Source organism: Acidovorax sp. GW823-FHT01C06 (assembly GCF_058798375.1).
In genome coordinates, this window is the sequence record NZ_JBXAKN010000002.1 from 154,340 (window position 1) to 178,774 (window position 24,435).

Consider the following 24,435-nt stretch of genomic DNA (forward strand, 5'->3'; position numbering starts at 1 on the left):
GCGTTTCGCCCAATCTCGCTACATTCCTGCGCATGCATATGAATCCTCCCAAACTGTCCATGTTCCAGGTGCTCGCGTGCGGCGCGGCCATCGTGACCCTGTCCATGGGCATCCGCCATGGGTTCGGGCTCTGGCTCCTGCCCATCACGCAGGAGATGGGCTGGACCCGCCAGTCGTTCGCGCTGGCCATCGCCATCCAGAACCTGTCCTGGGGCCTGATCGGCATCTTTGCGGGCATGGCGGCAGACCGGTTCGGGGCGTTCCGCGTGCTCATCGGCGGCGCGGTGCTCTATGGCCTGGGTTTGGCGGGCATGGCGCTGTCGCCCACGACCACCCTGTTTGCGTTGACGGCCGGCGTACTGATCGGCGCCGCGCAGGCGGGCACCACCTACGCCGTGATCTACGGTGTGCTGGGCCGCCAGATCGCGCCGGAGCGCAGATCCTGGGCCATGGGCGTGGCGGCGGCCGCAGGTTCGTTCGGCCAGTTCCTCATGGTGCCCGTGGAGGGCTGGCTGATCGCCGGACTGGGTTGGCAGCAGGCGCTGCTGGCCTTGTCGATGGCCGTGCTGCTCATCGTGCCGCTGGCCTTTGGCCTGCGGGAGCCGGGCTTCAAGGGCGCCGCGCCGCCCAAGCGCGAGCAGACCATCGTGCAGGCGCTGGGCGAGGCGTTCCGCTACCCGAGCTTCAACCTGCTGATGGCCGGTTATTTCGTGTGCGGCTTCCAGGTGGTGTTCATCGGGGTGCACATGCCCAGCTACCTGAAGGACCACGGCCTGTCGCCCCAGGTGGCCAGCTACGCGCTGGCGCTGATCGGCCTGTTCAACGTGCTGGGGACCTACGTGGCCGGCACCCTCGGCCAGCGCATGCCCAAGCGGTTCATCCTGGCCTTCATCTACTTTGCCCGCGCGACGGTGATCACCGTGTTCCTGCTCGTGCCGCTGTCGCCGCTGTCGGTGTATGTGTTCTCGGCCGTGATGGGCACGCTGTGGCTGTCCACCATCCCGCCCACCAACGCCACCATCGCGCAGATCTTTGGCGTGCAGCACCTGTCGATGCTGGGCGGCTTCGTGTTCTTCAGCCACCAGATCGGCAGCTTCCTGGGCGTGTGGCTGGGCGGCTATCTGTATGACGCCACGGGCAGCTACGATATCGTCTGGTACATCGCCATCGCGCTGGGGGTGTTTGCCGGGCTGGTGAACCTGCCGGTCCGGGAAAGCCCCATCCCGCGCGGCGCCGCCCAGCCCGCCTGAACACGGCCCTTGCATCCGAACATCCCCATGTCCACCGCCAGCAGCGCCCCCTCGACCTCGCCCGGCCACGGCATGCCACGGGCCTGGCGCTGGCTGGCCTGGACAGTTGCCGTGGTGCTGTGCCTGGCGGTGTTTGGCATGTACACGGTGCCGGACTTCATGGTGATGCTGGCCGACCAGATGTGGGCGTGTTTCTGAGCTCGCGCCATCCACTTTCAAGTCTTTTTGGCCGCCAGCGCTTGATGAATAAGCGCTGATAGCTATATTTTCAATAGCAAATGCACGGTAACGAAGCCGCTTCCGACTGGGTCCGCCGCTGGTCCCACCTGATCGCGCCGGGCAGCACGGTGCTCGACGTGGCCTGCGGCGCCGGGCGCCACCTGCGCTGGCTGCATGGCCTGGGCCACCCCGTGGTGGGGGTGGACCGCTCTGCCGAGGCCCTGGCCGCCTGCGAGGGGCTGGGGGAACTCGTCCTGGCCGACATCGAGAACGGCCCATGGCCGCTGGCGGGCCGCCGGTTTGGCGCCGTGGTCGTCACCAACTACCTGTGGCGGCCCCTGCTGGCCACCCTGGTGGAGAGCGTCGCACCGGGTGGCGTGCTGATCTACGAAACCTTTGCGCACGGCAACGGCACCGTGGGCCGCCCTGCGCGGCCGGAATTCCTGCTGGCGCCCGGGGAATTGCTGAGCGCCTGCGCCGGGCTGCGCACCGTGGCCTACGAGGACGGCTTCCTGCAAAACCCCGACCGTTTCGTGCAACGCATCACGGCCGTGCGGGAACTCCCGCACGCTGGCGGCCCCTCGCGGAATCTTTTGGCCATGCCGCCTAGTTAGAATGCCCTTTTACCGTTTACCACTGCGGACATGACCTCTTCCTCCGTCCCCCTTACCGGCAGCATCGTCGCCCTCGTCACCCCCATGCACGAGGACGGTAGCGTGGACTACCCGGCCCTGCGCAAACTGATCGACTGGCACATCGCCGAAGGCACCGACTGCATCGGTGTGGTGGGCACCACGGGCGAATCGCCCACCGTCAATGTCGAAGAACACTGCGAAATCATCCGCGTGGCCGTCGAGCAATCCGCCAAGCGCGTGCCCATCATGGCGGGCTGCGGCGCCAACTCCACCGCCGAAGCCATCGAACTGGCCAAGTTCGCGCGCGGCGTCGGGGCCGACAGCCAGCTGCAGGTCGTGCCCTACTACAACAAGCCCACGCAAGAGGGCCAGTTCCAGCATTTCAAGGCGATCGCCGAAGCCACGGGCGACCTGCCCATCGTGCTGTACAACGTGCCCGGCCGCTCGGTGGCCGATATGCAGCACGACACCGTGCTGCGCCTGGCCCAGGTGCCCGGCATCATCGGCATCAAGGAAGCCACCGGCAACATCGAGCGTGCGCAGTGGCTCATCCGCGATGTGCCCAAGGGCTTCGCCGTGTATTCGGGCGACGACCCGACCGCCGTGGCGCTCATGCTGTGCGGCGGCCACGGCAACATCAGCGTGACGGCCAACGTGGCGCCGCGCCTCATGCACGAGCTGTGCGTGGCAGCGCTGGCAGGCAATGTGCAGCGCGCGATGCAGATCCAGTTCCAGCTGATGCCCGTGCACAAGAACCTGTTTGTCGAAGCCAACCCCATCCCGGTCAAGTGGGCCGTGGCCCGCATGGGCCTGTGTGGTGGCACCATGCGCCTGCCCATGACACCGCTGGCCAGCAGCAACGAGGCTGTGGTCGAATCCGCGCTGCGCACCAGCGGCCTGATCTAATCCGGGCTGCGCCCGCTCCCCGAGACACTCTCCAAGGATTTCCGCGTGAAAGCTGCTACCACCCGCCTGAGCCTGCTGGCCCTTGCCATGGCCCTGTCCGCCTGCGCCGCCCTGGAGGGCGACAAGATCGACTACAAGAGCGCCGCCAAGGGCTCGACCCTGGAGGTTCCGCCCGACCTGACGCAGCTGTCGCGCGATTCGCGCTATGCCGTACCCGGCGGCCCCGTCTCGGCGGCCGCCATGCAGGCCGGCCAGGCCGCGCAGCCCTCGGGCACCGCCAACGCCGCCGCCGTGCAACTGGGCGACGTGCGCATCGAGCGCGATGGCAACCAGCGCTGGCTGGTGGTTAACCGCCCGGCGGACAAGCTCTGGGAGCCGGTGCGCGACTTCTGGCAGGAAAGCGGCTTCAACCTGGCCCAGGCCGAGCCCAACGTCGGCATCATGGAAACCGACTGGGCCGAGAACCGCGCCAAGCTGCCACAGGACTTCATCCGCTCCACCATCGGCAAGCTCCTGGATTCGCTGTATTCCACCGGCGAGCGCGACAAATTCCGCACCCGCCTGGAGCGCAATGCCAATGGCGGCACCGAGATCTACATCACCCACCGGGGCATGATCGAGGTGTATGGCACGCAGACCAAGGACAACACCGTCTGGCAGCCCCGCCCGTCGGACCCGGAGCTTGAAACCGAATTCCTGCGCCGCCTGATGGTCAAGCTGGGCGTGAGCCAGGAACAGTCCAAGGCCGTGGTGGCAGCCCCCGCCCTGCGCACGCAATCCGCCCGCATGGCCACCGTGGACAACAAGCCCGTGGTCCAGCTGGACGAAGGCTTTGACCGCGCATGGCGCCGCGTGGGCCTGGCGCTGGACCGCACCGGCTTCACGGTCGAAGACCGCAACCGCAATGAAGGCACCTACTTCGTCCGCTATGTGGCGCCCAACGCCGACAAGAAGGAACCAGGGTTCTTCGGCAAGCTGTTCAGCGGCTCTTCGTCGGCCACGCCCCCGCTCAAGTACCGCATCGTCGTGCGCAGCCAGGGCGAATCCACCACCGTGTCGGTACTCAACGAAGCAGGCGCCCCCGAGTCCTCGGCCAACGCCGAGCGCATCGTGCGCGTGATCGCGGACGACCTCAAGTAACCCGCCGCATCGCCGCGCGGCACGCGTCTGCGTGCGTGCTGCGCGGAGTCCGCGAGGACCGGCCCCGGTCCGCCCCGCGGCACGACGCAATATCCTCGCCCTCCATGCTGCGTTTCAAGAACCTGGGGAGCGGCAGCACCGGCAATGCCACCGTGGTGGAAGGCCGCTGCGACACGCAGGTGCGCCGCCTCCTGATCGACTGCGGCTTCGGCATCCGGCAACTGCAGGGCCGGCTGGCGCAGGCGCAGCTGCAGATCGAGGACCTGGACGCGGTTTTCATCACCCACGAACATTCCGACCACATCGGCTGCGCGCAGGCCGTGGCCCTGCGCTACGGCATTCCCGTCTGGATGAGCCAGGGCACCTACGCCGCCCTGGGCCAGCCGGACTTTGGCGACATGCTGCGCGTCGCGCACGACATGGCACCGATCGACCTGGGCACGTTCGAGGCCCGGCCCTTCACCGTGCCGCATGACGCCCGCGAGCCGCTGCAGCTGCGCTGCTCCGACGGCGCCGCCCACCTGGGGGTGCTGACCGACCTGGGCCATGCCAGCGAGCATGTACTGCGGCAGCTCGAGGGCTGCCACGCGCTGATGATCGAAGCCAATCACGACCCCGCGCTGCTGGCGGCATCGCGCTACCCCCTCTTTCTGAAGCGCCGCGTAGGCGGCCCCTTCGGCCACCTGGCCAACCGGGTCACGGCGGACATCCTTCGCGCCGTCCGCCATCCGGGCCTGCGGACGGTGGTGGCGGCCCACCTGAGCGCCAAGAACAATGCGCCCTCCATCGCACGTGAGGCGCTGGCCCCCGCCATGGACTGGCCCGTGGAGGCCATCGCCGTGGCCTGCCCGACGGCAGGCACGGCATGGCTGCCGGTGGCGCAGGCGCCGATCTGACACGAGCGCGCCCACCGGCCACCCCGCCCGCCCCCCCACGGACGGCGCACCACAAAAACACGTTCCGCGCCCGGAAAAAAAAAGCCCCGACCTTGCGGTGCGGGGCCTTCGGGCAGTGGCTGGTCTTGCAACCAACCAGGGCCTGCAGCAAATTACTTGGCTGCGGAAGCGCCAGCGGCAGCGGTGGCAGCAGCGTCGGCAGCAGCCTTGGCAGCGTCAGCAGCAGGTGCAGCGGCAGCCGAAGCGGCGTCGGAAGCAGCAGGAGCTGCGTCGGAGGCGGCAGGAGCAGGTGCGGGTGCAGGAGCTGGTGCTTCCACGGCAGCAGGTGCTGGTGCTGGAGCGGGTTCTTCCTTCTTGCCACAAGCGGCGAGTGCTGCAGCAGCGATCAGGGCGGCCAGAACGAGAGAGTTCTTCATTTCGATTTTCCTAGTTGGACAGACAGAATCTTGAAAAGCCGCGGCGTCGGGCTCCTGGAAGCCTCGGAACGCGTCGGCACAATGCGCTTTGGCTTGCACCTTTTCGGCGCAGCCGCTAATTATATTGGTATTTAGTCAATACTGACTAACACTGACGAAAGCTTTACACCCCATTGACACGGCGCAAAGCAGGTATTTCATCTACAGACCCAGGGTCGAGGCGGGAAAACCGGGTGAACTCTTGCCACGCACCCACTCGTTGAGATTCTCGCGCAGCAGCACCCGCCGATCGGGTTCGCTGCCCGTGACGCCCACGCACCGCTCGGGGTCCAGGCGCTGCAGCACCCACTGCGGGGACCACAACGCGCTGGGGATATCGAGCGGGTCCGCCGCGGGGCTGCGGCGGCACGTGATGATGTGGTCCCAGGTACCGCGCCAGCGCACAAAACGGGCGTGGCGGCGAACCACATCGTCATAGCTGCACGCCAGCATCGTCAAGCGCCGGCTCCCGTGCGCCCAGTGCTGAAGGGCTTCTGCCACGCTGCGCTCACCCAGCGGCCAGTCGTGGAAGTTCGCGTCGCTGATCACGATTTCCGGCCACCCGTCGCGTGCGGCCGTGGCCATCGCGTCGCGCACCAGTTGCTGAAACGCCTCACGGCCGCTGAACCGTCCGGACGGCAGTTCACGCAGCGGATCCGCGGGGGTGGAGGAAGCCTCGGTCATGGGAGCGTCTCCTTGGGATGCACCAGTCTTTTCAGCCTTCAGCCCATGCATGCGCCCAGCCGGCATCGCACCAGGACGACAGCAGCTCGAGCGCATCGTCGCTCGCGCGCGCGAGTTCGCGGGCAGTCAGTTGGCGTTCGTCCGCCAGGCGGCGCATCAGCGTCGCGTCGCGGCCCGCGGCACGGTAGCTTTCGCCGTTGATGAACACGTGGTGGGTGTCATACATCATGCGGCTGCGGCGATCCAGGCGCACGCCTTCCAGCATCACGCCCGCGTCCCCGGGCTCGAACCACACGCTGGGCTTGGGCTCGGTCAGATATTCCCCGAGCGCACGCTCCAGCACCAGGGGTTGCGCCAAGGCGCGGGCCAGAGCGGCCCGCGCGAAATCGTGCAGCCCCGCCGGAATGGCGGCGGGCTGGGCAACCGCCGCCTGCTGCGCATCGCGGTACAGCAAGGGACTGCCCTCTTCATCGCCTGCATCCTCCGCCAGACGCACCAGCAGCTCCTGCGCGAGCTCGGCACAGGCCGGCGCCCGAAAGCCTATCGAATAAGTCATGCATTCGCCTTCGGCGATGCCGTCGTGCGCATAGCGGGGCGGCAGGTAGAGCATGTCGCCAGGCTCGAGAACGAACTCCTCTTCCGGCTCGAAGTGGGCCAGCACCTTCAGCGGAATGTCATCGCGCAGCGACAAGTCCTTCTGGCGGCCAATGCGCCAGCGCCGCTTTCCGTGGGCCTGCAGCAGAAAGACGTCATAACTGTCGAAATGCGGACCCACGCCCCCGCCGTCGGCGGCATAGCTGATCATGAGATCGTCCAGGCGCGCCTCGGGCACAAAACGGAACTGCTGCATCAGCGCGTGCACCGCGTCGTTGTGCAGGTCCACCCCTTGCACGAGCAGGGTCCAGTCGGGCTGCTGCAGCGCCGGCAGGGCGCGGCGGTTGAACGGTCCGTGGCGCAGCTTCCAGGCGCCCTTGGCCAACTGCACCAGGCGGGACTCCACCCCCTCCTGGGAAGCCAGCGCAAAAAGCTCGGCACGCATTACAGGCGGCGAAAACTGCGCGATGGCCTGCCGCACCAGCAAGGGCTTCTTCTGCCAGTGGCGGCGCATGAATTGCGCGGGGGTCATGCCGCCGAGCAGGGAAAGGGGTTGCTGGATATCCATGGGAGAGTGGCGCCCCTTTGCGGAGGCATTGGTCAAACTGCGACAATTCTCCTATGGAAATTACCCAACAATGCGTGGTCGCACTGACCTGGACGCTCAAAGACACCCTTGGCGAAGAACTGGATGTTCTCGATGACCCCGTGGAGTTCCTGGTAGGGGGCGACGACCTGCTGCCGCGCATCGAGGAAGCCCTGCAAGGCCACGGCCCGGGGGCCACGCTGGCTCTGCACCTGGAACCCGAGGACGCTTTTGGCGACTTCAACGATCAACTGCTTTTTCTGGAACCCCGGTCCCTGTTTCCGGCGGAGCTGGAAGAAGGCATGACGTTTGATGGAATGGCCCTGCCGGAGGGCTGCAACCCCGATGCACCGCGCAGCGGGCTGTACACCGTGACGGAGATCTATCCAGAGCACGTGGTTCTGGACGGCAACCACCCGCTCGCGGGCATCGCCCTGCGGCTGCAGCTGACGGTGCAGGCCGTGCGCGAAGCCACGGAAGATGAGATTGGCCGGGGCACCGCGGGCACCGGCTTCTTTCGGGTACAGCCGCAGGCGCCCGGCGGCTCCCTGCTGCATTGATTGAACGGGTGAGCCAAGCCCGGGAATCCTGAACAGCTCAGGATTCCCGCGGTGGCGGCTGCGCGGTTCGGTTTACAGGCGCGAAATCTGGCCGTTGTAGAGGCGCACGCGGTCGCCGATGCGCAGATCGCCCGGGCTGCTCACGTCGTAGGCACGGTAGCCGCCCTGGTCCAGCTGGACAGAGAGCCGATAGCCCTGGGCATATTCCTGGCTGTTGTTGCGGCCTTCGATGGCATTGCCTGCCACGGCACCGCCCAGGATGCCCACGCCAGTGGCCGCCGCGCGGCCGGAACCCTTGCCGATCTGGTTGCCCAGGACCCCGCCCACGACCGCGCCCAGCACGGCGCCCGCGCCCGAGGTCTGCCCTTGCGAGCGGCCCTGCAGCACTTCGATGTTCGACACACGGCCATACTCGGTGCCCGCCGGGCTGTTCGGGTAGGCGGGCGCAGACTGGTATCCGCCCGAATAGCCTCCCGAATACTGGGGCTGGGGGGCCGACCGGTTGTGGCCGCAGGCCGCCAGGGATCCCGCGAGGACAACGGCGCCCACAATGGCAAACGAACGCTTAAATTGCAGCATTTTTCAATCTCCTAAAGTCAGGGGCTGGCGCATGGTCCGACAATCCGGTCCGGGTACGCATGCCTTGATTGGAACAACGCGCAAGGGTCTTGTCGCGTGGACAAGGGGCTGAGGCCCTGTCCGTAACAGACCCTTCGAAAAGTAAGCCGTGTCTGACAGGCGCCAGCTCCCAGGCCAGAGGGACCCGCCCCTTCAGGCCTTGCCGGTGGACCCGTAGCCGCCCTCTCCCCGCTGGGTCGCCGCGAACTCGGCCACCACGTTGAACTGCGCCTGCACCACCGGCACGATCACCAGTTGCGCCAGCCGCTCCATCGGCTCCAGCGTGAATGCCGTGCCGCTGCGGTTCCAGGCGCTCACCATGAGCTGGCCCTGGTAGTCGCTGTCGATCAATCCGACAAGGTTGCCCAGCACGATGCCGTGCTTGTGGCCAAGGCCCGAGCGCGGCAGGATGAGCGCGGCATATCCCGGGTCCTTGATGTACACGGAGATGCCCGTGGGTACCAGCTGCCATGCGTTCGGCTGCAGGGTCAGCGGCGCGTCCAGGCAGGCTCGCAGGTCCAGGCCCGCGCTGCCGGGCGTGGCATAGGAGGGGAGTTGATCCGCCATGCGCGGGTCCAGAATCTTGACATCGATCTTCACTACTTCTTCTTTCCTGTCTTGCGCTGCTGGGCCACTTGCCGCAGTCGCTCTTGCAATGGTTGCACGCCTGGCGCGGCGCCTGGGGATGAAATGGCCCTGGGCGCCGCGTCCATCAGCCAGCCCAGCGCCCACCAGATGGCCGCCATGGCGACCAGGCCGGCCAAGGACCCCTGGCTGAACAGGAACAGCGCGATCCCCTGCGCGGCGATGAGCAGCAACAGCACCACGCGCACGGTTCGCAGCACGCCCATCAGGGGCCCGAGCGCCTGCGCGAGATCGGGCGGACCGGCGCGGGGGGTCGACCGGGAGCCGCCCGCGGACACCGATGGCGCAGGGCCGGTGGCCCCCGGAGAGAGGACCTGCGCCGTCCTGGACGGGGCCGGCGCCGTCAGCCGCTCCACATAGCGCGCAAAGTCGCCGTCGGGCGGCGTGTCCCATTCAGGCTTGGTGGAGCCAGTTTTCATACAACCTCCGGGGAAACGAACGTCACGAATCCGATGGCGGCAACCGCGCCGCGATGTCCTCGATGAGCTGCCGCGCCAGCACCCGCTTGGACGCGCGGGGCAGCTCGCGGTGCCCATCGGCATCCACGAGCAGCAGGGCATTGTCGTCCTGTCCGAAGGTGGCGGGCCCGATATTGCCCACCAGCAGCGGCACCCCCTTGCGCGCACGCTTGGCCGTGGCATGGGCCAGGAGATCGTGGCTCTCGGCGGCAAATCCCACGCAGTACAGCTGGCCCGCCTGCGCACGCGGCGACCGCGCCACGCCCGCCAGGATGTCGGGGTTCTCCACAAAGCCCAGCGTGGGGGTCTGGCCGGAGCCGTCTTTCTTGATCTTCTGTGTGGACGGCGCAGCAGGCCGCCAGTCTGCCACCGCCGCCGTTGCTATGAAAATAGAAGCATCGTGCGCTTGCCCTTCAACCGCTGCCAGCATTTCCTGTGCAGACTGGACATTCAGGCGCTGCACCCCGCGCGGCGTGGGCAGATGCACGGGACCGGCCACGAGCGTGACATCGCCCCCCGCTTCGCGCGCCGCGCGGGCGATGGCAAAACCCATCTTGCCGCTGGAAAGGTTGGTGATGCCGCGCACCGGATCGATGGCTTCGAAGGTCGGTCCGGCGGTGACCAGCACCTTGCGCCCCGCCAGCACCTTGGGCGCGAAGAAGGCAACCAGCTCCTCGAGCAGCTCTGAAGGCTCCAGCATGCGGCCATCGCCGGTTTCTCCGCAGGCCTGGTCGCCATTGCCCACGCCCAGCACGCGGGCGCCGTCCCTGGCCACCTGGGCCAGGTTGCGCGCTGTGGCGGGGTGGGCCCACATCTCGCGGTTCATGGCCGGGGCCAGCAGCAGCGGCACGCGGTCGATGGGGCGTGCCAGGCACAGCAGGCTCAGCAACTCGTCGGCCCGGCCCTGCACCAGCCGCGCGATGAAATCGGCGCTGCAGGGCGCGATCAGGATCGCATCGGCCTCGCGGCTGAGGTTGATGTGCGGCATGTTGTTGGGCTCGCGCGCATCCCACTGCGAGCCGTAGACGGGCCGCCCCGACAGGGCCTGCATGGTCACCGGCGTGATGAATTGCGCGGCCGCCTCGGTCATCACCACCTGCACGGTGGCGCCCTCCTTGATGAGCTGGCGGCACAGATCGGCTGCCTTGTAGCAAGCCACGCCCCCGCTCAGACCCAGAACAATGTGTTTGCCAGCAAGCTCATTCATGCGGCGAATTTAGCAGACGGGGGTGTCCCTGCCGGCAGGGGTGTCGCCGGGGCGCCATCTATAATCCCAATTTCCCACCACCAAAAAAGACATGACCAAATTTGTCTTCGTCACCGGCGGTGTGGTGTCTTCCCTCGGTAAGGGAATCGCCTCAGCCTCCCTTGCCGCGATCCTCGAATCGCGGGGACTCAAAGTCACCCTCATCAAGCTTGACCCCTACATCAACGTAGATCCGGGCACCATGTCGCCGTTCCAGCACGGCGAGGTTTTCGTGACCGACGACGGCGCAGAAACCGACCTGGATCTGGGCCACTATGAGCGTTTCATCGAAACGCGCATGAAAAAAACCAACAACTTCACCACGGGCAAGATTTACCAGTCCGTGCTGGAGAAGGAACGCCGCGGCGACTACCTGGGCAAGACCGTGCAGGTCATCCCGCACGTCACCAACGAGATCCAGGAATTCATCAAGCGCGGCGCCGGCATCGGCACGCCCGATGCCGTGGACGTGGCCATCGTCGAGATCGGCGGCACGGTGGGCGACATCGAATCGCTGCCGTTTCTGGAAGCCGTGCGCCAGATGAGCTTGCGCATGGGCCCCAACAATGCGGCGTTCGTGCACCTGACCTACCTGCCCTGGATCGCAGCGGCCGGCGAGCTCAAGACCAAGCCCACCCAGCACACCGTGCAGAAGCTGCGCGAGATCGGCATCCAAGCCGATGCCCTGCTGTGCCGCGCCGACCGCCGCATTCCCGAGGAAGAGCGCGCCAAGATCTCGCTGTTCACCAACGTGCCCGAATGGGGCGTGATCAGCATGTGGGACGTGGACACCATCTACAAGGTGCCGCGCATGCTGCACGAGCAGGGCCTCGACGGCCTGATCTGCGACAAGCTGCGCCTGAACACGCCGCCCACCAGCCTCAAGCGCTGGGACGACCTGGTGCATGAAACCGAGCACCCGCAAGGCGAAGTCACCATCGCGATGGTGGGCAAGTACGTGGACCTGTCGGACAGCTACAAGTCCGTCAACGAGGCCCTGCGCCACGCCGGCATGCGCAACCATGTGCGCGTGAAGATCGACCACGTCGACTCGGAGACCATCGACGGCGCCGATGCCGCCGCCAAGCTCGCCAAGTACGACGCCATCCTGGTGCCCGGTGGGTTCGGCGTGCGGGGCGTGGAAGGCAAGATCGCCACCGCCCAGTTCGCCCGCGAGCACAAGGTGCCCTATCTGGGCATCTGCCTGGGCATGCAAGTGGCCACCATCGAGTACGCCCGGCACGTGGCGGGCCTGGCCAACGCCAACAGCACCGAGTTCGACGCCACCACCCCCCACCCCGTGATCGCCCTGATCACCGAGTGGAAGGACGCCGACGGCACCATCAAGAAGCGCGACGAGAACTCCGACCTGGGCGGCACCATGCGCCTGGGCGCACAAAGCTCCGACGTGTCGGCCAACACACTGGCCCACAGCATCTATGGCGACGTGGTGACCGAGCGCCACCGCCACCGCTACGAAGCCAACGTGAACTACCTGGACCAGCTGCGCAAGGCGGGCCTCGTGATCTCCGCGCTGACCCAGCGCGAGCAGCTCACCGAGATCGTGGAGCTGCCGAACAACGTACATCCCTGGTTCATCGGCGTGCAGTTCCACCCCGAGTTCAAATCGACGCCGTGGAACGGCCACCCGCTGTTCAACGCCTTCATCAAGGCCGCCGTCGAACACCAGCAGACCGCCAAGGCGTAACCAAAGGAACCGACCCATGAAACTCTGCGGCTTTGACGTCGGCCTGGACCAGCGCTTCTTCCTGATCGCGGGCACCTGCTCCATTGAAAGCCTGCAGATGTCGCTGGACGTCGCGGGCCAGCTCAAGGAGACCTGCACCGCCTTGGGCATCCCCTTGATCTACAAGGGCTCGTTCGACAAGGCCAACCGCTCGTCCGGCAGCAGCCAGCGCGGCCTGGGGCTGGACGCGGGCCTTGCGATCCTGGACGAGGTGCGCCGCCAGTTGCACCTGCCCATCCTGACCGACGTGCACGACGAATCCCAGGTGGCGCCCGCCGCCAGCGTCGTCGATGTGCTGCAGACCCCCGCCTTCCTGTGCCGCCAGACCGACTTCATCCGCGCCGTGGCGCAGTCGGGCAAGCCGGTGAACATCAAGAAGGGCCAGTTCCTCGCGCCCTGGGACATGAAGAACGTCATCGACAAGGCCCGCGCCGCCGCGCGCGAGGTCGGCCTGTCCGAAGACCGCTTCCTCGCCTGCGAGCGCGGCGTGAGCTTTGGCTACAACAACCTCGTGGCCGATATGACCAGCCTGGCCGAGATGCGCCAATCCGGCGCGCCCGTGGTGTTCGATGTGACGCACTCGGTACAGAAGCCCGGCGGCCTGGGCGCCGTGAGCGGCGGCGCGCGCGACATGGTGCCGGTGCTGGCCCGCGCTGGCGTGGCCGTGGGCGTGGCGGGCCTTTTCATGGAAACTCACCCCCGGCCCGCCGAGGCCTGGTCGGACGGCCCCAATGCTGTGCCTTTGAAGCACATGAAGGCGCTGCTGGAGACCTTGGTGGCGCTGGACGACATCACCAAGAAAAATGGATTCCTCGAAAACAACTTTGGAGCCTGAGACATGAGCAGTGGTTACGTCATCGCATCCGTCACCGTCACCAACCCTGAGCAGTACGAAGAGTACAAAAAGTGGAGCACCGTGGCCATGCAAGCGCATGGCGCCGAGGTGTGCATTCGCGGCGGCAAGGTGGAAGTGCTGGAGGGCGACTGGAACCCCGGCCGCACCGTGCTGCTCAAGTTCCCCAGCTTCGAGGCCGCGCGCGCCTTCTACGACACACCCGAATACCAGAAAGCCAAGGCCGCCCGCGAAGGCGCCGCCATCATGCGCATGGTGTGCGTCGAGGGCGTCTGATACGCGGCGGCCAGCTCACGCCGGTCGGGTTGTACCCGGTTCGTACCTGCAGGCTGATTCACTATCAAATCAGTAGCATAAAATGACTACAGACGCGCCCAAGCGGCCATTTTGCCATTTGGCCTGAACAAGCAAAGCCCGTCCCGCCCGTCTGAATGAATTTCAAAAACCTCAAGGAAAATCATGAGTGCCATTGTTGACATCGTAGGCCGCGAAGTGCTGGACAGCCGCGGCAACCCCACCGTCGAATGCGACGTGCTGCTGGAATCGGGCGTGATGGGCCGTGCCGCCGTGCCTTCCGGTGCGTCCACCGGCAGCCGCGAAGCCATTGAAATGCGCGATGGCGACAAGAGCCGCTACCTGGGCAAGGGCGTGCTCAAGGCCGTGGAGCACATCAACACCGAGATCAGCGAAGCCGTGCTGGGCCTGGATGCCTCCGAACAGGCCTTCCTGGACAAGACCCTGATCGACCTCGACGGCACCGAGAACAAGAGCCGCCTGGGCGCCAATGCCATGCTGGCGGTCTCCATGGCCGTGGCCCGCGCCGCCGCCGAAGAGTCCGGCCTGCCGCTGTACCGCTACCTGGGCGGCATGGGCAGCGTGCAGTTGCCTGTGCCCATGATGAACGTGATCAACGGCGGCGCGCACGCCAACAACAGCCTGGACCTGCAGGAGTTCATGATCATCCCCGTGGGCGCACCGACCTTCCGCGAAGCCGTGCGCTGGGGCGCCGAGGTGTTCCACGCGCTCAAGAAGATCATCCACGACAAGGGCATGAGCACCGCCGTGGGCGACGAAGGCGGCTTTGCCCCCAGCGTCGAGAACCACGAAGCGGCCATCCGCCTCATCCTGCAAGCCATCGAAGCCGCGGGCTACACGGCGGGCGAGCAGATCGCCCTGGGCCTGGACTGCGCCGCGAGCGAGTTCTACAAGGACGGCCACTACGTGCTGGAAGGCGAAGGCGGCCTCAAGCTCACCGCCCAACAATGGACCGACATGCTGGCTGCCTGGGTGGACAAGTACCCCATCATCAGCATCGAAGACGGCATGCACGAAGGCGACTGGGATGGCTGGAAGCACCTGACCGAACGCCTGGGCGACAAGGTGCAACTGGTGGGCGACGACCTGTTCGTGACCAACACCAAGATCCTGAAGGAAGGCATCGACAAGCGCATCGCCAACTCGATCCTGATCAAGATCAACCAGATCGGCACGCTGACCGAAACCTTCGCCGCCATCGAGATGGCCAAGCGCGCCGGCTACACCGCCGTGATCTCGCACCGCTCGGGCGAAACCGAAGACAGCACCATCGCCGACATCGCCGTGGGCACGAATGCGGGCCAGATCAAGACCGGCTCGCTGTCGCGCTCGGACCGCATCGCCAAGTACAACCAGCTGCTGCGCATCGAGGAAGACCTGGGCGAGATCGCGCACTACCCCGGCCGCGCTGCGTTCTATAACCTGAAGTAATGGCCCCCACGGTCGCCCACTGCCTGTGGCTCCCTGCCTCCCCAGGGGGCCGCGTGTTGCCTTGGGGCGGCCCGGCGGCAAAACCCCACGCCAAGGGGTAAGCCATGGTCTCCCGCATTGTTCCCGTCATCCTGCTGGCCTTGCTGGCAGCACTGCACGCCCAGCTCTGGCTCGGGCGGGGCAGCGTGCCGCGCGTCAACGAGATGCAGCGGCAGATCGACGTGCAGAAGGCGGCCAACGACCAGGCCCGGCAGGCCAACGAACGCTTGTCCTCCGAGGTGCATGACCTCAAGGAAGGGCTCGACATGGTGGAAGAAAAGGCGCGCAGCGAGCTGGGCATGGTCAAGCCCAACGAGGTCTACGTGCAGTTCACGCCGCGCTGAGCCGCGGCCACCGCGGCGCTATCCCGCCCCCGGCCTTGGAAAAGGGCGTGCCCCCTCCTTCTCCACCTCTCGCCCTCCTGCCATCGTGCCGTCCCAGCCCACTCTCGTTGTCCTGCTCGGCGCGCCCGGCACCGGCGCGCAGGCGCTGGCCGCCGCGCTGCAGGAACGCCTGCCCTCCGGGGCGGTGCGCATTCTGTGGAGCCGCGACCTGGGCGGCCTGCATTCCCCGGGCCAGGCCGATGCCACCCGACACGTGCTGCTGATGGGGCTCGATCTGCCCTGCCCCGCGCGCGACCGGCCCGAACAGGAAGCCGCCGATGCGCGCCTGCGCACGGACCTCGCCCAGCGGGAGATGGGCTATCAGGTGGTGTATGGACATGGCGATCAGCGGCTCGCCAATGCGCTGAACGCCATCAAAAACATGGCTCCGGACGCCAGTCTGTGGAGCACCGGCAGCACTTCTGCACCCACACCGGCTGCTCGGCCCGCGCGCACGGCACGCCTGCGCGCCTGGAACTGCGAGAAGTGCAGCGATCCGGAGTGCGAGCACCGCCTGTTCACCGCCCTGACCGGCCGGAGCGCCCGCGGCGCCTGACCCGCCATCCGGCCATTCCGTCAGGGCAGTGGCTGCTGCACCAGGCCGCGCTTGAGTTCCTTGAGGAGCAGCACGACCTGGCTGGAGCCGTAGCGGTATCCGCCGTTGAGCACCTGCACGGCCTTGTCCCATTCGCCCTGCTGGGCCAGTGCCACCAGCATTGCGGCCTGTTCGTGAAAATACTGGTGGCGCGCCATCAGCACGGCATAGGCGGGCTGGTCGCCCAGCAGTTCACCGCCCACGCCATGGAGCCACCGCCCCAGCGCGCCACGGTCGCCGCGCCGCACCTCCGAAGGGTCGAGGCCCTGGGTCGTGCGCCCTTCGAGGTAGTCCATGAGGTGCGCCTTCCAGCGTTCGTGGGCATTGATGGCTGCGTCGATGTCGAGGGCCGCGAGCACGGTGTCCGCGCGTTGCGAATCCTGTGCCCCTGCGCTGCCGCTGCCGCACAGCTCCAGCGACGGCCCGGCCTCCCGCCCGCGGGCGCCAAATACACGACGAAAAAAATCCATAACCCCTCTTGCTGCGCCACACGGACAGGCGGCGCACGCGCACCCCAAGTGCGCGGCGACCGGCGGACATCGCGGGCGGCAACGCCCGGGGCCGTGTGGAGAGCGCCGATCTTAGGCGCGATGGCGGCGGGCGATTGTCAACGATGGTCAGCCGGCGCGGCGGGCTACTGCAGGATCCCGCTCGGTCCGGGTGGCTGGCTGGAGGACGGCGGCACGAAGATCTGCGCGGCGTCCACGGCGTCGAAACGGTACTGCTGGCCGCAGAATTCGCAGCCGACCTCGATGTCGTCGCGCTCGGACAGGATGCTCTCGGCCTCTTCGCTGCCCAGGTTGCGCAGCATGTTGCTCACGCGCTCACGGCTGCAGGTGCAGGCAAAACGCGGGCCGCTGGCACCCTGCTGGGGTTCGAAGCGCAGCAGCTTTTCCTCCCAGAACAGGCGGCGCAGGATGGTGTCCACGTCCAGGGTCAGCAGCTCCTCGCGCGTCAGGCTGGCAGCCAGGTGCGCGATGCGGTTGTAGTCCTCGTTGTGGCCGATCTGGTCTTCGTTCTCGCGGTGGGTGAGGCCCTCGGCCAGGTTGCCCTCGCCCTTGATCGGCATGCGCTGGATCAGCAGGCCCGCGGCCACCTGTTCATTGGCGCCCAGGACCAGGATGGTGTCCAACTGCTCGGACTGCAGCATGTAGTGCTGCAGCACATCCGACAGGCGTTCCAGCTTCTCGTGCCGGTCGCCATACAGCGGCACCACGCCCTGGTAGGGCTGCTGGCCGGGGTGGCGGTCCTTGGGGTCGAGCGTGATGGCGCAGCGGCCACCGCCGCCCACGTTCACCATCTGGCTCAGGGGCGCGCCCTCGGGCACCTCGCTGTTGACCGTGGCGGTGGCGCGCAGGCTCAGGTCCGACTGCACCTCGGCCACGGCCAGCTTCACGGGGCCGTCGCCAAACACCTGCAGCACCAGCGCGCCGTTGAACTTGATGTTGGACTGCATCAGCACGCCGGCGGCGGCCATCTCGCCCAGCAGCTCGCTCACCGGGGCGGGGTAGGCGCCGGTGCCGGTATTGCCCGCGCGGCGGCGCAGGATCTCGGTCCAGGCATCGGTCAGGCGCACGATCATGCCGCGCACTGGCAGGCCATCGAAGAGAAACTTGTGGAGTTCAGACACGCAAGGGTTCCAGAAAGGGTCGGCGTTCAGCCGATTTTGTGCAGGCCGCGCTGAAAGCGGCGCGCGTTGTCGATGTAGTGCTGGGCGCTCTGGCGCAGGCCCTCGATCTGCTCGGGCGTGAGTTCGCGCACGGCCTTGGCCGGGCTGCCGATGATCATGGAACCATCGGGAAACTCCTTGCCCTCGGTCACCAGGGCGCCCGCGCCCACCAGGCAGTGCCTGCCAATCTTGGCGCCGTTGAGCACGATGGCCCCGATGCCGATCAGCGACTCGTCGCCGATGGTGCAGCCGTGCAGCATGACCTGGTGGCCCACCGTCACGCGCTCGCCGATGACCAGCGGCTTGCCGATGTCGGCATGCAGCACGCTCGCGTCCTGGATGTTCGAGCCCGCGCCGATGGTGATGCTTTCGGTGTCGCCACGCACCACCGTCCCAAACCAGACACTGGCATCCTCGCCAAGAACGACGTTTCCCATGACCTGGGCGCCTTCCGCCACCCAGGCCGAAGCCGCCAGCTGCGGCGCCACGCCGTCGAGTTCGTAAATCGCCATGCAAACACTCCAGAAAAATGAAGGCCGGAACCGGGCCTGCCAATGGTTACAAAGCGTGTGCAGTGTTCCGGGTGGCAGGGCCTAGAATTGTAAGGATGGAGCTTCGCCACCGTGCATTGCAGGTTTTGTGCCTTGCAGACCCTGAACAAAAAGCGGCCGCAGCGCTTGATCTGCAATCGCAAGCAGCTATTCTTTCCATAGCAGACAAAGCCCCTGAGGCCCCGCTGGATCCCGCGGCCCTGCCCGGCCGGCCGGAGCGGCCCCTGCTGCTGCGCCACACGCAGGTGGCCCGCCGCTCGCCCGCGACGGCCGAGGGGCGCGCAGTCCTCATCCATGCCATCGCGCACATCGAATTCAATGCCATCAACCTGGCGCTGGACGCGGTCTGGCGTTTCGACGGCATGCCCCGCGCCTACTACACCGACTGGATGCGCGTGGCGGGCGAGGAGGCACAGCATTTCCGCCTGCTGCGCGACCACCTTCGCGGCCAGGGGCACGACTACGGCGACTTCCCGGCCCACCAAGGCCTGTGGACGATGTGCGAGAAGACGCGGCACGACATCCTGGCGCGCATGGCGCTGGTGCCACGCACGCTGGAGGCGCGCGGCCTGGACGCCACGCCGCAGATCCAGGCCAAGCTGCGTCAGGTGGGCACGCCCGATGCGCTGGCCGCCGTGGAGATTCTCGACACCATCCTGCGCGAGGAGGTCGGCCACGTGGCCATCGGCAACCACTGGTACCGCTGGCTGTGCGAGCGCCGGGGCGTGGACCCTGAAACCCACTATGGCGCCCTGGTCAGGCAATACGAGGCCCCCCGCCTGAAACCCCCGTTCAATGAAAAAGCGCGCCGCAGCGCCGGATTTACCGACGCCGAGCTGCGGTGGCTGCAACAGGTCTGATCCACCACCATGCGCCGACATGCGATGGCTCCTACAATCCGCGGCGCCTGCGGCCGCTGAAGCGGCAACACACTCACCCGAACCTCTGACCATGACTTCACTCTCCGCCCCTGGGGCCTCCCTCGCCCCGCCCCCCGGCACCCAGTCCTCGGTCGCGATGATCGCGCGGCAGGCCATCGTCAACGCGCAGCAGGTGGTGGTCGGCTACGAGCTGTTCAACCGCTCGCGCAGCGGCGCGGCGCACACGGCCGCCACCGACGTCATCCTGGTCTTCACCGCGCTCTCGCACGCGGGCACCGAAGAGCTGGTGGGCAAGAAACTCATCTTCGTCAACTGCACGCACGAGAGCCTCTCCGGCGGCCACCTCGAACTGGTGGACCCCGACAAGGTGGTGCTGGAGATTCCGCCCCTGGGCCACACCGCCGCCGAAGAGGTCGCCACGCGCATGCCCATCCTGGCCGAACTGCGCGAGCGCGGGTTCCACCTGGCGTTCAACCACACCGTGCTGCAGTCGGCCTATGCCCCCTGGCTGCCGCTGGCCGACTACATCAAGCTCGACCTGTCGGTGCTGGCGCCCGACCAGCTGGCCGTGCTCATCAGCTACGCGGGCCGCCACTGCCAGGCCGAACTGATCGCCGAGAAGGTGGAAACCGCCCAGCAGTACGACATGGTGTCCAGCCAGGGCGTGCAGATGTTCCAGGGCTACTGGTTCGCGCGCCCGGCCCTGGTCGAGGCCAAGCTGCTCACGCCCTCGCAGGCGAGCATCATCGAGCTCATCAACCAGGTGCGCAAGCAGGCCAGCACGGACGACATCGAGGAAGTGCTCAAGAAGGACGCGGGCCTGGCCTTCAACCTGATGCGCCTGATCAACTCCGCGGGATTCGGCCTGTCGCGCGAGATCACCTCCTTCCGCCAGGCCGTGATGCTCATGGGCCTCAAGAAACTGTTCCGCTGGGCGGCGCTGCTGCTCACCGCGTCGCGCACCAGTGGCACCCCCTCCTCCGTCGGCCAGACCGCCGTGGTGCGCGGCCGCCTGATGGAGCTGCTGGCCCTGGAAACCCTGCCCCCCGAGGAAGCCGACCAGGCCTTCGTGGTGGGCATCTTCTCGCTGCTCGACGTGATGCTGTCCATGCCCATGGAATCCGCGCTGGGGCTGCTCAACGTGCCCGAGCCCGTGGCGGCGGCGCTGCTGCGGCGCGAAGGCTTCCTCGGAGACCTGCTCACGCTGGCCGAAGCCTGCGAATCCAGCGACGACGTGGTATTCGACCGCACGGCCGGCTTGCTGCACCTCACCAGCCAGCAGATCAACTTCGCGCACCTGCAGGCCCTGGCCTGGGCGGACCAGCTCGCGGACTGAGCCCCGTTTGCGCGTCCCACGCCCCCGCCGCGCGGCCTGCGGGGCCGCACGGGGCACGCTGGCCGCAGCCGCCTTGGCCGCCATCTAAATCCGCGCGGCCAGTTCGCGAAGTGGCATGCCGGTCTAGAATCAGTGCAGACCCCAGCCCTTCACCACAGCGGACCCCATGTCGAGCACACCTGAACAAGACGCCCCGCAAGCTGATTCCCCCGCGGTTGAACCCGTGGATGAGAACATTGCCATCATTGCGCGACAGGCCATCGTGGACGAATCCCGCGCCGTCTATGGCTACGAGCTGTTCGACCGGTCCACGGCCTCGGACTCCCACACGGCGGCCAGCGATGCCGCGCTGCTCTTCAACGCCCTGTCGTACGCCGGCACCGAAGCCCTGGTCGGCAAGAAGACGGTGTTCATCAACTGCACCCACGACAGCCTTTCCGGCGGCCACCTGGAACTGATCCACCCCGAAAAGGTGGTGCTGGAAGTACCGCCGCTGCACGACACGGCCACCCCCGAGGAAATCGAAGGCCGGGTGCCCACCCTGGAGGCCCTGCGCACCCGCGGCTTTCGGCTGGCCTTCGACCAGCAGGCGCTGCGCCGCGCCTACACCAGCTGGCTGCCGCTGGCCGCTTTCATCAAGCTGGACATGATGGCCTTCAAGCCCGAACTGGCGGGGCCGCTGGTCAAGTTTTCCACCACCCACAGCAAGGCCACGCTGGTGGCTGAAAAAGTGGAGACCGCCGAACAGTACGAACTGATGCGGGGACTGGGTGTCAAGCTGTTCCAGGGCTTCTGGTTCGCCCAGCCGTCGCTCGTGAAGGCCACGACGATCCGCCCTTCGCAGGCCACCATCATCCAGCTCCTCAACCTGGTGCGCAAGCAGGCCACCACCGCCGAGATCGAGGACCTGCTCAAGAAGGACCCCACGCTGTCCTTCAACCTGCTGCGCTTCATCAACTCCTCGGGCTTCGGGCTCTCGTGCGAGATCACCTCGTTCCGCCACGCGGTGATGATCCTCGGCCTCAAGAAGCTGTTCCGCTGGGCGGCCCTCCTGATGACCACCTCGCGCGCGGGCGGCGTGCCGCCGGCGGTGGGCCAGACCGCCGTGGTGCGCGGCCGCCTGATGGAGCTGCTGGCCGCCGAACTGCTGCCGCCCGAAGAATGCGACAACGCCTTCGTGGTGGGCGTGTTCTCCCTGCTCGACACCATGCTGGGCGTGCCGCTCGATAAGGCGCTGGAATCCGTGGCCCTGCCCGAACCGGTGATGGACGCGCTGCTGCGCGGCAGCGGCGTGTTCGCGCCCTTCCTGGAGCTGACCAAGGCCTGCGAGAGCGGCGATGAGGTGGCCTTTGCCAAGGCGGCCGACGCGCTGCACCTGTCCAACCGCCAGGTCAACTGGGCCCACCTGCAGGCCCTGACCTGGGCCGAGAGCCTCAACGAAGACTGAGGCACGCCGTCGCGGGGCCCCTTGGCCCGGCGTTCGCACACCCGGGCCCTGGTCATCCAGGGCCCGCTGCGTTGTCATGCCGGTCAATTGTTTCCCCGGATGCCCGCCATGCGGAGGGTGCGCGCGTTGCCGGCGGCATCCAGCTTGCGGCGGATGTCCCCCAGGGCCAGGATCGCAGAAGGCGCCTGCGCGGGGACATGGATGCCAACCGGCGACGGCAGATCGGGCCGTGCGGGCGCTCCCACCGCCAGCGGCTGGAGCCTGCCCGCCTTGCCTTCAGGTGCTGAAAAGACCGCGCCCTCGGGCGGCAGGAGAATCCATCAATCGAGTTCGAGCTTGCGCTCGCGGATGAGCTTGGCCCATTTCTCGTTCTCGCCCTTCACGAAGCTGAAGAACTCCACAGGGCCCAGCGAATGCACTTCGGACCCCGTGGACGCGAACTTGGCTTTCACGTCGGCCTGCGCCAGCACCTTCGCCAGTTCGGCGGCCAGCCTGTCCACGGTGTCCCTGGGCATGCCAGCCGGCCCCACCAGGCCCTGGAAGCCCACGGACTCCATCGCCGCGAAGCCCAGCTCACCGACCGTGGGCACATCGGGCAGCTGTGGATCGCGCCGGGGGCCGGTCACGGCCAGCGCCTTGAGCTTGCCGCCCTTGATCTGGGGCAGCAGCACCGTACCCGCGTCGATGAGCAGTTGCGTCTGGCCGCCGATCAGATCCTGCACCGCGGGCGCACTGCCCTTGTATGGCACGTGCGTCACGTCCAGCCCGGTGGCCTGGTTCATGAGCTCGCCATTGAGGTGGGTGGACGTGCCCGCGCCGCCCGAGGCGAAGTTCACCTTGCCGGCGTTGGCCTTGGCCCAGGCCACCCACTCCTTGAGGTCCTTGGCCGGGTGGTCCAGCCGGGTCACCGCGATGTAGCTGCCCTGGCTGATCTGGCCGATGTAGCTGAACTGCTTGAGCGGGTCATAGGGCATCTTGCGCTGCAGGTAGGGCGCGATGGCGAAAGGGCCGGTATTGGCCAGCAGGATGGTGTAGCCGTCCGGCGCCGCGCGCGTGAGCTCCGTGGCGGCCAGCATGCCGCCCGCGCCCGGCTTGTAGTCCACCACGATCTGCTGCTTGAGCGCTTCCTGCAGCGGCACCTGCACGGTGCGCGCGGCAAAGTCGATGCCGCCCCCTGGCGGGTAGCCCACGATGAGCCGGATGGGCTTGGCCGCGGGCCAGGCCTGCGCCATGGACAGGGTGGCGGCGCCCAGCAGCAGCGCGCCGGCAATCATTTTTTTCATGCATGTCTCCTGGTTGGTATCGAGGGGGTCGGTCACGCGGCCTGTCTGCCTGCTGCGCTAGCCGCGTGGATGGTGCTGCGCGTGCAGCGACTTGAGCCGCTCCCGCGCCACGTGGGTGTAGATGGTGGTCGTGGAAATGTCCGCATGCCCCAGCAGCAGCTGCACCACGCGCAGGTCGGCGCCATGGTTGAGCAGGTGCGTGGCGAACGCGTGCCGCAGCGTGTGCGGCGAGAGCGGCGTGGTGATGCCGGCGACGGCCGCCCACTTCTTGACGATGACCCAGAACATCACGCGGGTCATGCCGCTGCCGCGCTGGGTCACGAACAGGTCGTCGGTCTGCTGGCCCGCAAGGATCTCGCCACGCGATTCCCGCAGGTAGCGTTCCAGCCACTGCCGCGCCTCTTCGCCAAACGGCACCAGCCGCTCCTTGCTGCCCTTGCCCATCACCCGCAGCACGCCTTCGTTCAGGCCCAGCTGGAAGGTCTTGAGCGTGACCAGTTCGGTCACGCGCAGGCCGCTGGCGTACATCAGCTCCAGCATGGTGCGGTCGCGCAGTCCCAGGGGGTTGCCCAGGTCCGGCGCCGCGAGCAGGGCCTCCACCTGCGCCTGCGACAAGGTCTTGGGCACGCGCAGGGGCTGGCGCGCGGCGGTGAGCCGCACCGTGGGGTCGGCGGCGATCCGCCGCTCGCGCAGCGCCCAGTGAAAGTAGCGCCTGAGCACGGTGAGGCGCCGGTTGGCCGACGTGGCGCGGGTCTCGGCGTGGCGCGCCGCGAAGTAGCCCTGCAGGTGGTGTTCGGCCGTGCCGTCCAGCGCCAGGGCGGGTTGCTGCGCGGCCAGCCACTGCGCGTACAGCGTCAGGTCGCGGCGGTAGGCCGCCAGCGTGTTGCGCGAAAGGCCGTCCTCCAGCCACAGGGCATCCACAAAGGCATCGATCGCGTTCAGGCTGGGGGCAAGCATCCAAAAACGATAGCACGTAAAAAAGCCGCCCGGGCGCGGGCGGCTTCTGGAGTGCG

Annotated in this window: 28 protein-coding genes; 16 read left to right on the forward strand and 12 right to left on the reverse strand. The window is 67.2% G+C overall.

The window, feature by feature from the left end; all coding sequences use genetic code 11:
* Positions 1–32: 32 nt before the first annotated feature.
* From AC1RCS_RS06225 to AC1RCS_RS06250, 6 genes are all read left to right on the forward strand, one after another.
* Positions 33–1,250: an MFS transporter gene (locus AC1RCS_RS06225; RefSeq protein WP_492244070.1), complete on the forward strand. Its 1,218-nt coding sequence runs from the start codon at positions 33–35 to the stop codon at positions 1,248–1,250.
* Positions 1,251–1,277: 27 nt separating this feature from the next.
* Positions 1,278–1,448, forward strand: a complete 171-nt coding sequence (locus AC1RCS_RS06230) for a hypothetical protein (protein WP_492244071.1) — start codon at positions 1,278–1,280, stop codon at positions 1,446–1,448.
* Positions 1,449–1,528: 80 nt separating this feature from the next.
* The gene (locus AC1RCS_RS06235) at positions 1,529–2,083 is read left to right on the forward strand and encodes a class I SAM-dependent methyltransferase (protein ID WP_218340198.1); all 555 of its coding nucleotides are present in this window, start codon (positions 1,529–1,531) and stop codon (positions 2,081–2,083) included.
* A 30-nt stretch (positions 2,084–2,113) separates the two neighbouring features.
* Complete coding sequence (gene dapA / locus AC1RCS_RS06240) at positions 2,114–3,010, forward strand: 4-hydroxy-tetrahydrodipicolinate synthase (RefSeq protein WP_218295451.1); 897 nt, start codon at positions 2,114–2,116, stop codon at positions 3,008–3,010.
* A 45-nt stretch (positions 3,011–3,055) separates the two neighbouring features.
* On the forward strand, positions 3,056–4,150 hold the full coding sequence (gene bamC / locus AC1RCS_RS06245; RefSeq protein WP_218295452.1) for an NlpB/DapX family lipoprotein: 1,095 nt from the start codon (positions 3,056–3,058) through the stop codon (positions 4,148–4,150).
* Positions 4,151–4,254: 104 nt separating this feature from the next.
* Complete coding sequence (locus AC1RCS_RS06250; protein ID WP_492244072.1) at positions 4,255–5,046, forward strand: MBL fold metallo-hydrolase; 792 nt, start codon at positions 4,255–4,257, stop codon at positions 5,044–5,046.
* A gap of 152 nt (positions 5,047–5,198) precedes the next feature.
* On the opposite strand, the gene AC1RCS_RS06255 is transcribed toward AC1RCS_RS06250, so the two are convergent.
* The 3 genes from AC1RCS_RS06255 to AC1RCS_RS06265 form a co-directional block, all read right to left on the reverse strand.
* Positions 5,199–5,462: a hypothetical protein gene (locus AC1RCS_RS06255; protein WP_218295454.1), complete on the reverse strand. Its 264-nt coding sequence runs from the start codon at positions 5,460–5,462 to the stop codon at positions 5,199–5,201.
* A gap of 201 nt (positions 5,463–5,663) precedes the next feature.
* Positions 5,664–6,185, reverse strand: a complete 522-nt coding sequence (locus AC1RCS_RS06260; protein ID WP_218340195.1) for a hypothetical protein — start codon at positions 6,183–6,185, stop codon at positions 5,664–5,666.
* Between the two features lie 31 nt (positions 6,186–6,216).
* Positions 6,217–7,347, reverse strand: a complete 1,131-nt coding sequence (locus AC1RCS_RS06265) for a JmjC domain-containing protein (RefSeq protein WP_492244073.1) — start codon at positions 7,345–7,347, stop codon at positions 6,217–6,219.
* A gap of 53 nt (positions 7,348–7,400) precedes the next feature.
* On the opposite strand from AC1RCS_RS06265, the gene AC1RCS_RS06270 reads away from it, so the two are divergent.
* Positions 7,401–7,925, forward strand: coding sequence for an FKBP-type peptidyl-prolyl cis-trans isomerase (locus tag AC1RCS_RS06270; protein ID WP_218295457.1), 525 nt, complete (start codon positions 7,401–7,403; stop codon positions 7,923–7,925).
* A 72-nt stretch (positions 7,926–7,997) separates the two neighbouring features.
* Here AC1RCS_RS06270 and AC1RCS_RS06275 read toward each other — a convergent pair whose 3' ends face one another.
* From AC1RCS_RS06275 to coaBC, 4 genes are all read right to left on the reverse strand, one after another.
* The gene (locus AC1RCS_RS06275; protein ID WP_492244074.1) at positions 7,998–8,504 is read right to left on the reverse strand and encodes an outer membrane lipoprotein; all 507 of its coding nucleotides are present in this window, start codon (positions 8,502–8,504) and stop codon (positions 7,998–8,000) included.
* A 192-nt stretch (positions 8,505–8,696) separates the two neighbouring features.
* Positions 8,697–9,143: a dUTP diphosphatase gene (gene dut / locus AC1RCS_RS06280; protein WP_218295459.1), complete on the reverse strand. Its 447-nt coding sequence runs from the start codon at positions 9,141–9,143 to the stop codon at positions 8,697–8,699.
* On the reverse strand, positions 9,143–9,607 hold the full coding sequence (locus AC1RCS_RS06285) for a hypothetical protein (protein WP_255594724.1): 465 nt from the start codon (positions 9,605–9,607) through the stop codon (positions 9,143–9,145). Before AC1RCS_RS06285 ends, dut begins: the two co-directional genes overlap by 1 nt.
* Positions 9,608–9,629: 22 nt before the next feature.
* A complete protein-coding gene (gene coaBC / locus AC1RCS_RS06290; protein WP_218340192.1) occupies positions 9,630–10,853 on the reverse strand; it encodes a bifunctional phosphopantothenoylcysteine decarboxylase/phosphopantothenate--cysteine ligase CoaBC in 1,224 nt (407 codons plus the stop codon).
* A gap of 91 nt (positions 10,854–10,944) precedes the next feature.
* On the opposite strand from coaBC, the gene pyrG reads away from it, so the two are divergent.
* From pyrG to AC1RCS_RS06320, 6 genes are all read left to right on the forward strand, one after another.
* Positions 10,945–12,600, forward strand: a complete 1,656-nt coding sequence (gene pyrG, locus AC1RCS_RS06295; protein ID WP_492244075.1) for a CTP synthase — start codon at positions 10,945–10,947, stop codon at positions 12,598–12,600.
* A 16-nt stretch (positions 12,601–12,616) separates the two neighbouring features.
* Positions 12,617–13,474 (forward strand): 3-deoxy-8-phosphooctulonate synthase, encoded by an 858-nt coding sequence (kdsA, locus tag AC1RCS_RS06300; protein WP_492244076.1) that lies wholly within the window; start codon positions 12,617–12,619, stop codon positions 13,472–13,474.
* Positions 13,475–13,477: 3 nt separating this feature from the next.
* Positions 13,478–13,768: a DUF1330 domain-containing protein gene (locus AC1RCS_RS06305; RefSeq protein WP_218295463.1), complete on the forward strand. Its 291-nt coding sequence runs from the start codon at positions 13,478–13,480 to the stop codon at positions 13,766–13,768.
* 183 nt (positions 13,769–13,951) lie between these two features.
* On the forward strand, positions 13,952–15,238 hold the full coding sequence (gene eno / locus AC1RCS_RS06310) for a phosphopyruvate hydratase (RefSeq protein ID WP_492244077.1): 1,287 nt from the start codon (positions 13,952–13,954) through the stop codon (positions 15,236–15,238).
* Positions 15,239–15,342: 104 nt separating this feature from the next.
* The gene (locus AC1RCS_RS06315) at positions 15,343–15,621 is read left to right on the forward strand and encodes a septum formation initiator family protein (protein ID WP_218295465.1); all 279 of its coding nucleotides are present in this window, start codon (positions 15,343–15,345) and stop codon (positions 15,619–15,621) included.
* A gap of 85 nt (positions 15,622–15,706) precedes the next feature.
* A complete protein-coding gene (locus AC1RCS_RS06320) occupies positions 15,707–16,216 on the forward strand; it encodes a hypothetical protein (protein ID WP_492244078.1) in 510 nt (169 codons plus the stop codon).
* A 20-nt stretch (positions 16,217–16,236) separates the two neighbouring features.
* Here the strand turns inward: AC1RCS_RS06320 and AC1RCS_RS06325 are convergent, their stop codons facing one another.
* From AC1RCS_RS06325 to AC1RCS_RS06335, 3 genes are all read right to left on the reverse strand, one after another.
* The gene (locus AC1RCS_RS06325; RefSeq protein WP_492244079.1) at positions 16,237–16,725 is read right to left on the reverse strand and encodes a CZB domain-containing protein; all 489 of its coding nucleotides are present in this window, start codon (positions 16,723–16,725) and stop codon (positions 16,237–16,239) included.
* A 164-nt stretch (positions 16,726–16,889) separates the two neighbouring features.
* Positions 16,890–17,885, reverse strand: a complete 996-nt coding sequence (gene hslO / locus AC1RCS_RS06330) for an Hsp33 family molecular chaperone HslO (RefSeq protein WP_218295468.1) — start codon at positions 17,883–17,885, stop codon at positions 16,890–16,892.
* Positions 17,886–17,911: 26 nt separating this feature from the next.
* The gene (locus AC1RCS_RS06335) at positions 17,912–18,436 is read right to left on the reverse strand and encodes a gamma carbonic anhydrase family protein (protein WP_218340187.1); all 525 of its coding nucleotides are present in this window, start codon (positions 18,434–18,436) and stop codon (positions 17,912–17,914) included.
* 95 nt (positions 18,437–18,531) lie between these two features.
* Here AC1RCS_RS06335 and AC1RCS_RS06340 point away from each other — a divergent pair, with 95 nt between their 5' ends.
* From AC1RCS_RS06340 to AC1RCS_RS06350, 3 genes are all read left to right on the forward strand, one after another.
* On the forward strand, positions 18,532–19,335 hold the full coding sequence (locus AC1RCS_RS06340) for a ferritin-like domain-containing protein (RefSeq protein WP_218295470.1): 804 nt from the start codon (positions 18,532–18,534) through the stop codon (positions 19,333–19,335).
* Positions 19,336–19,426: 91 nt separating this feature from the next.
* Entirely contained in the window at positions 19,427–20,692 is a 1,266-nt protein-coding gene (locus tag AC1RCS_RS06345) for an EAL and HDOD domain-containing protein (RefSeq protein ID WP_218340185.1), read from the forward strand.
* A gap of 166 nt (positions 20,693–20,858) precedes the next feature.
* Positions 20,859–22,139 (forward strand): EAL and HDOD domain-containing protein, encoded by a 1,281-nt coding sequence (locus tag AC1RCS_RS06350; protein ID WP_218295472.1) that lies wholly within the window; start codon positions 20,859–20,861, stop codon positions 22,137–22,139.
* Positions 22,140–22,459: 320 nt separating this feature from the next.
* Here AC1RCS_RS06350 and AC1RCS_RS06355 read toward each other — a convergent pair whose 3' ends face one another.
* Complete coding sequence (locus AC1RCS_RS06355; RefSeq protein WP_218295473.1) at positions 22,460–23,422, reverse strand: Bug family tripartite tricarboxylate transporter substrate binding protein; 963 nt, start codon at positions 23,420–23,422, stop codon at positions 22,460–22,462.
* A 57-nt stretch (positions 23,423–23,479) separates the two neighbouring features.
* Positions 23,480–24,379: a site-specific tyrosine recombinase XerD gene (gene xerD / locus AC1RCS_RS06360; RefSeq protein WP_218295474.1), complete on the reverse strand. Its 900-nt coding sequence runs from the start codon at positions 24,377–24,379 to the stop codon at positions 23,480–23,482.
* Positions 24,380–24,435 lie beyond the last annotated feature (56 nt).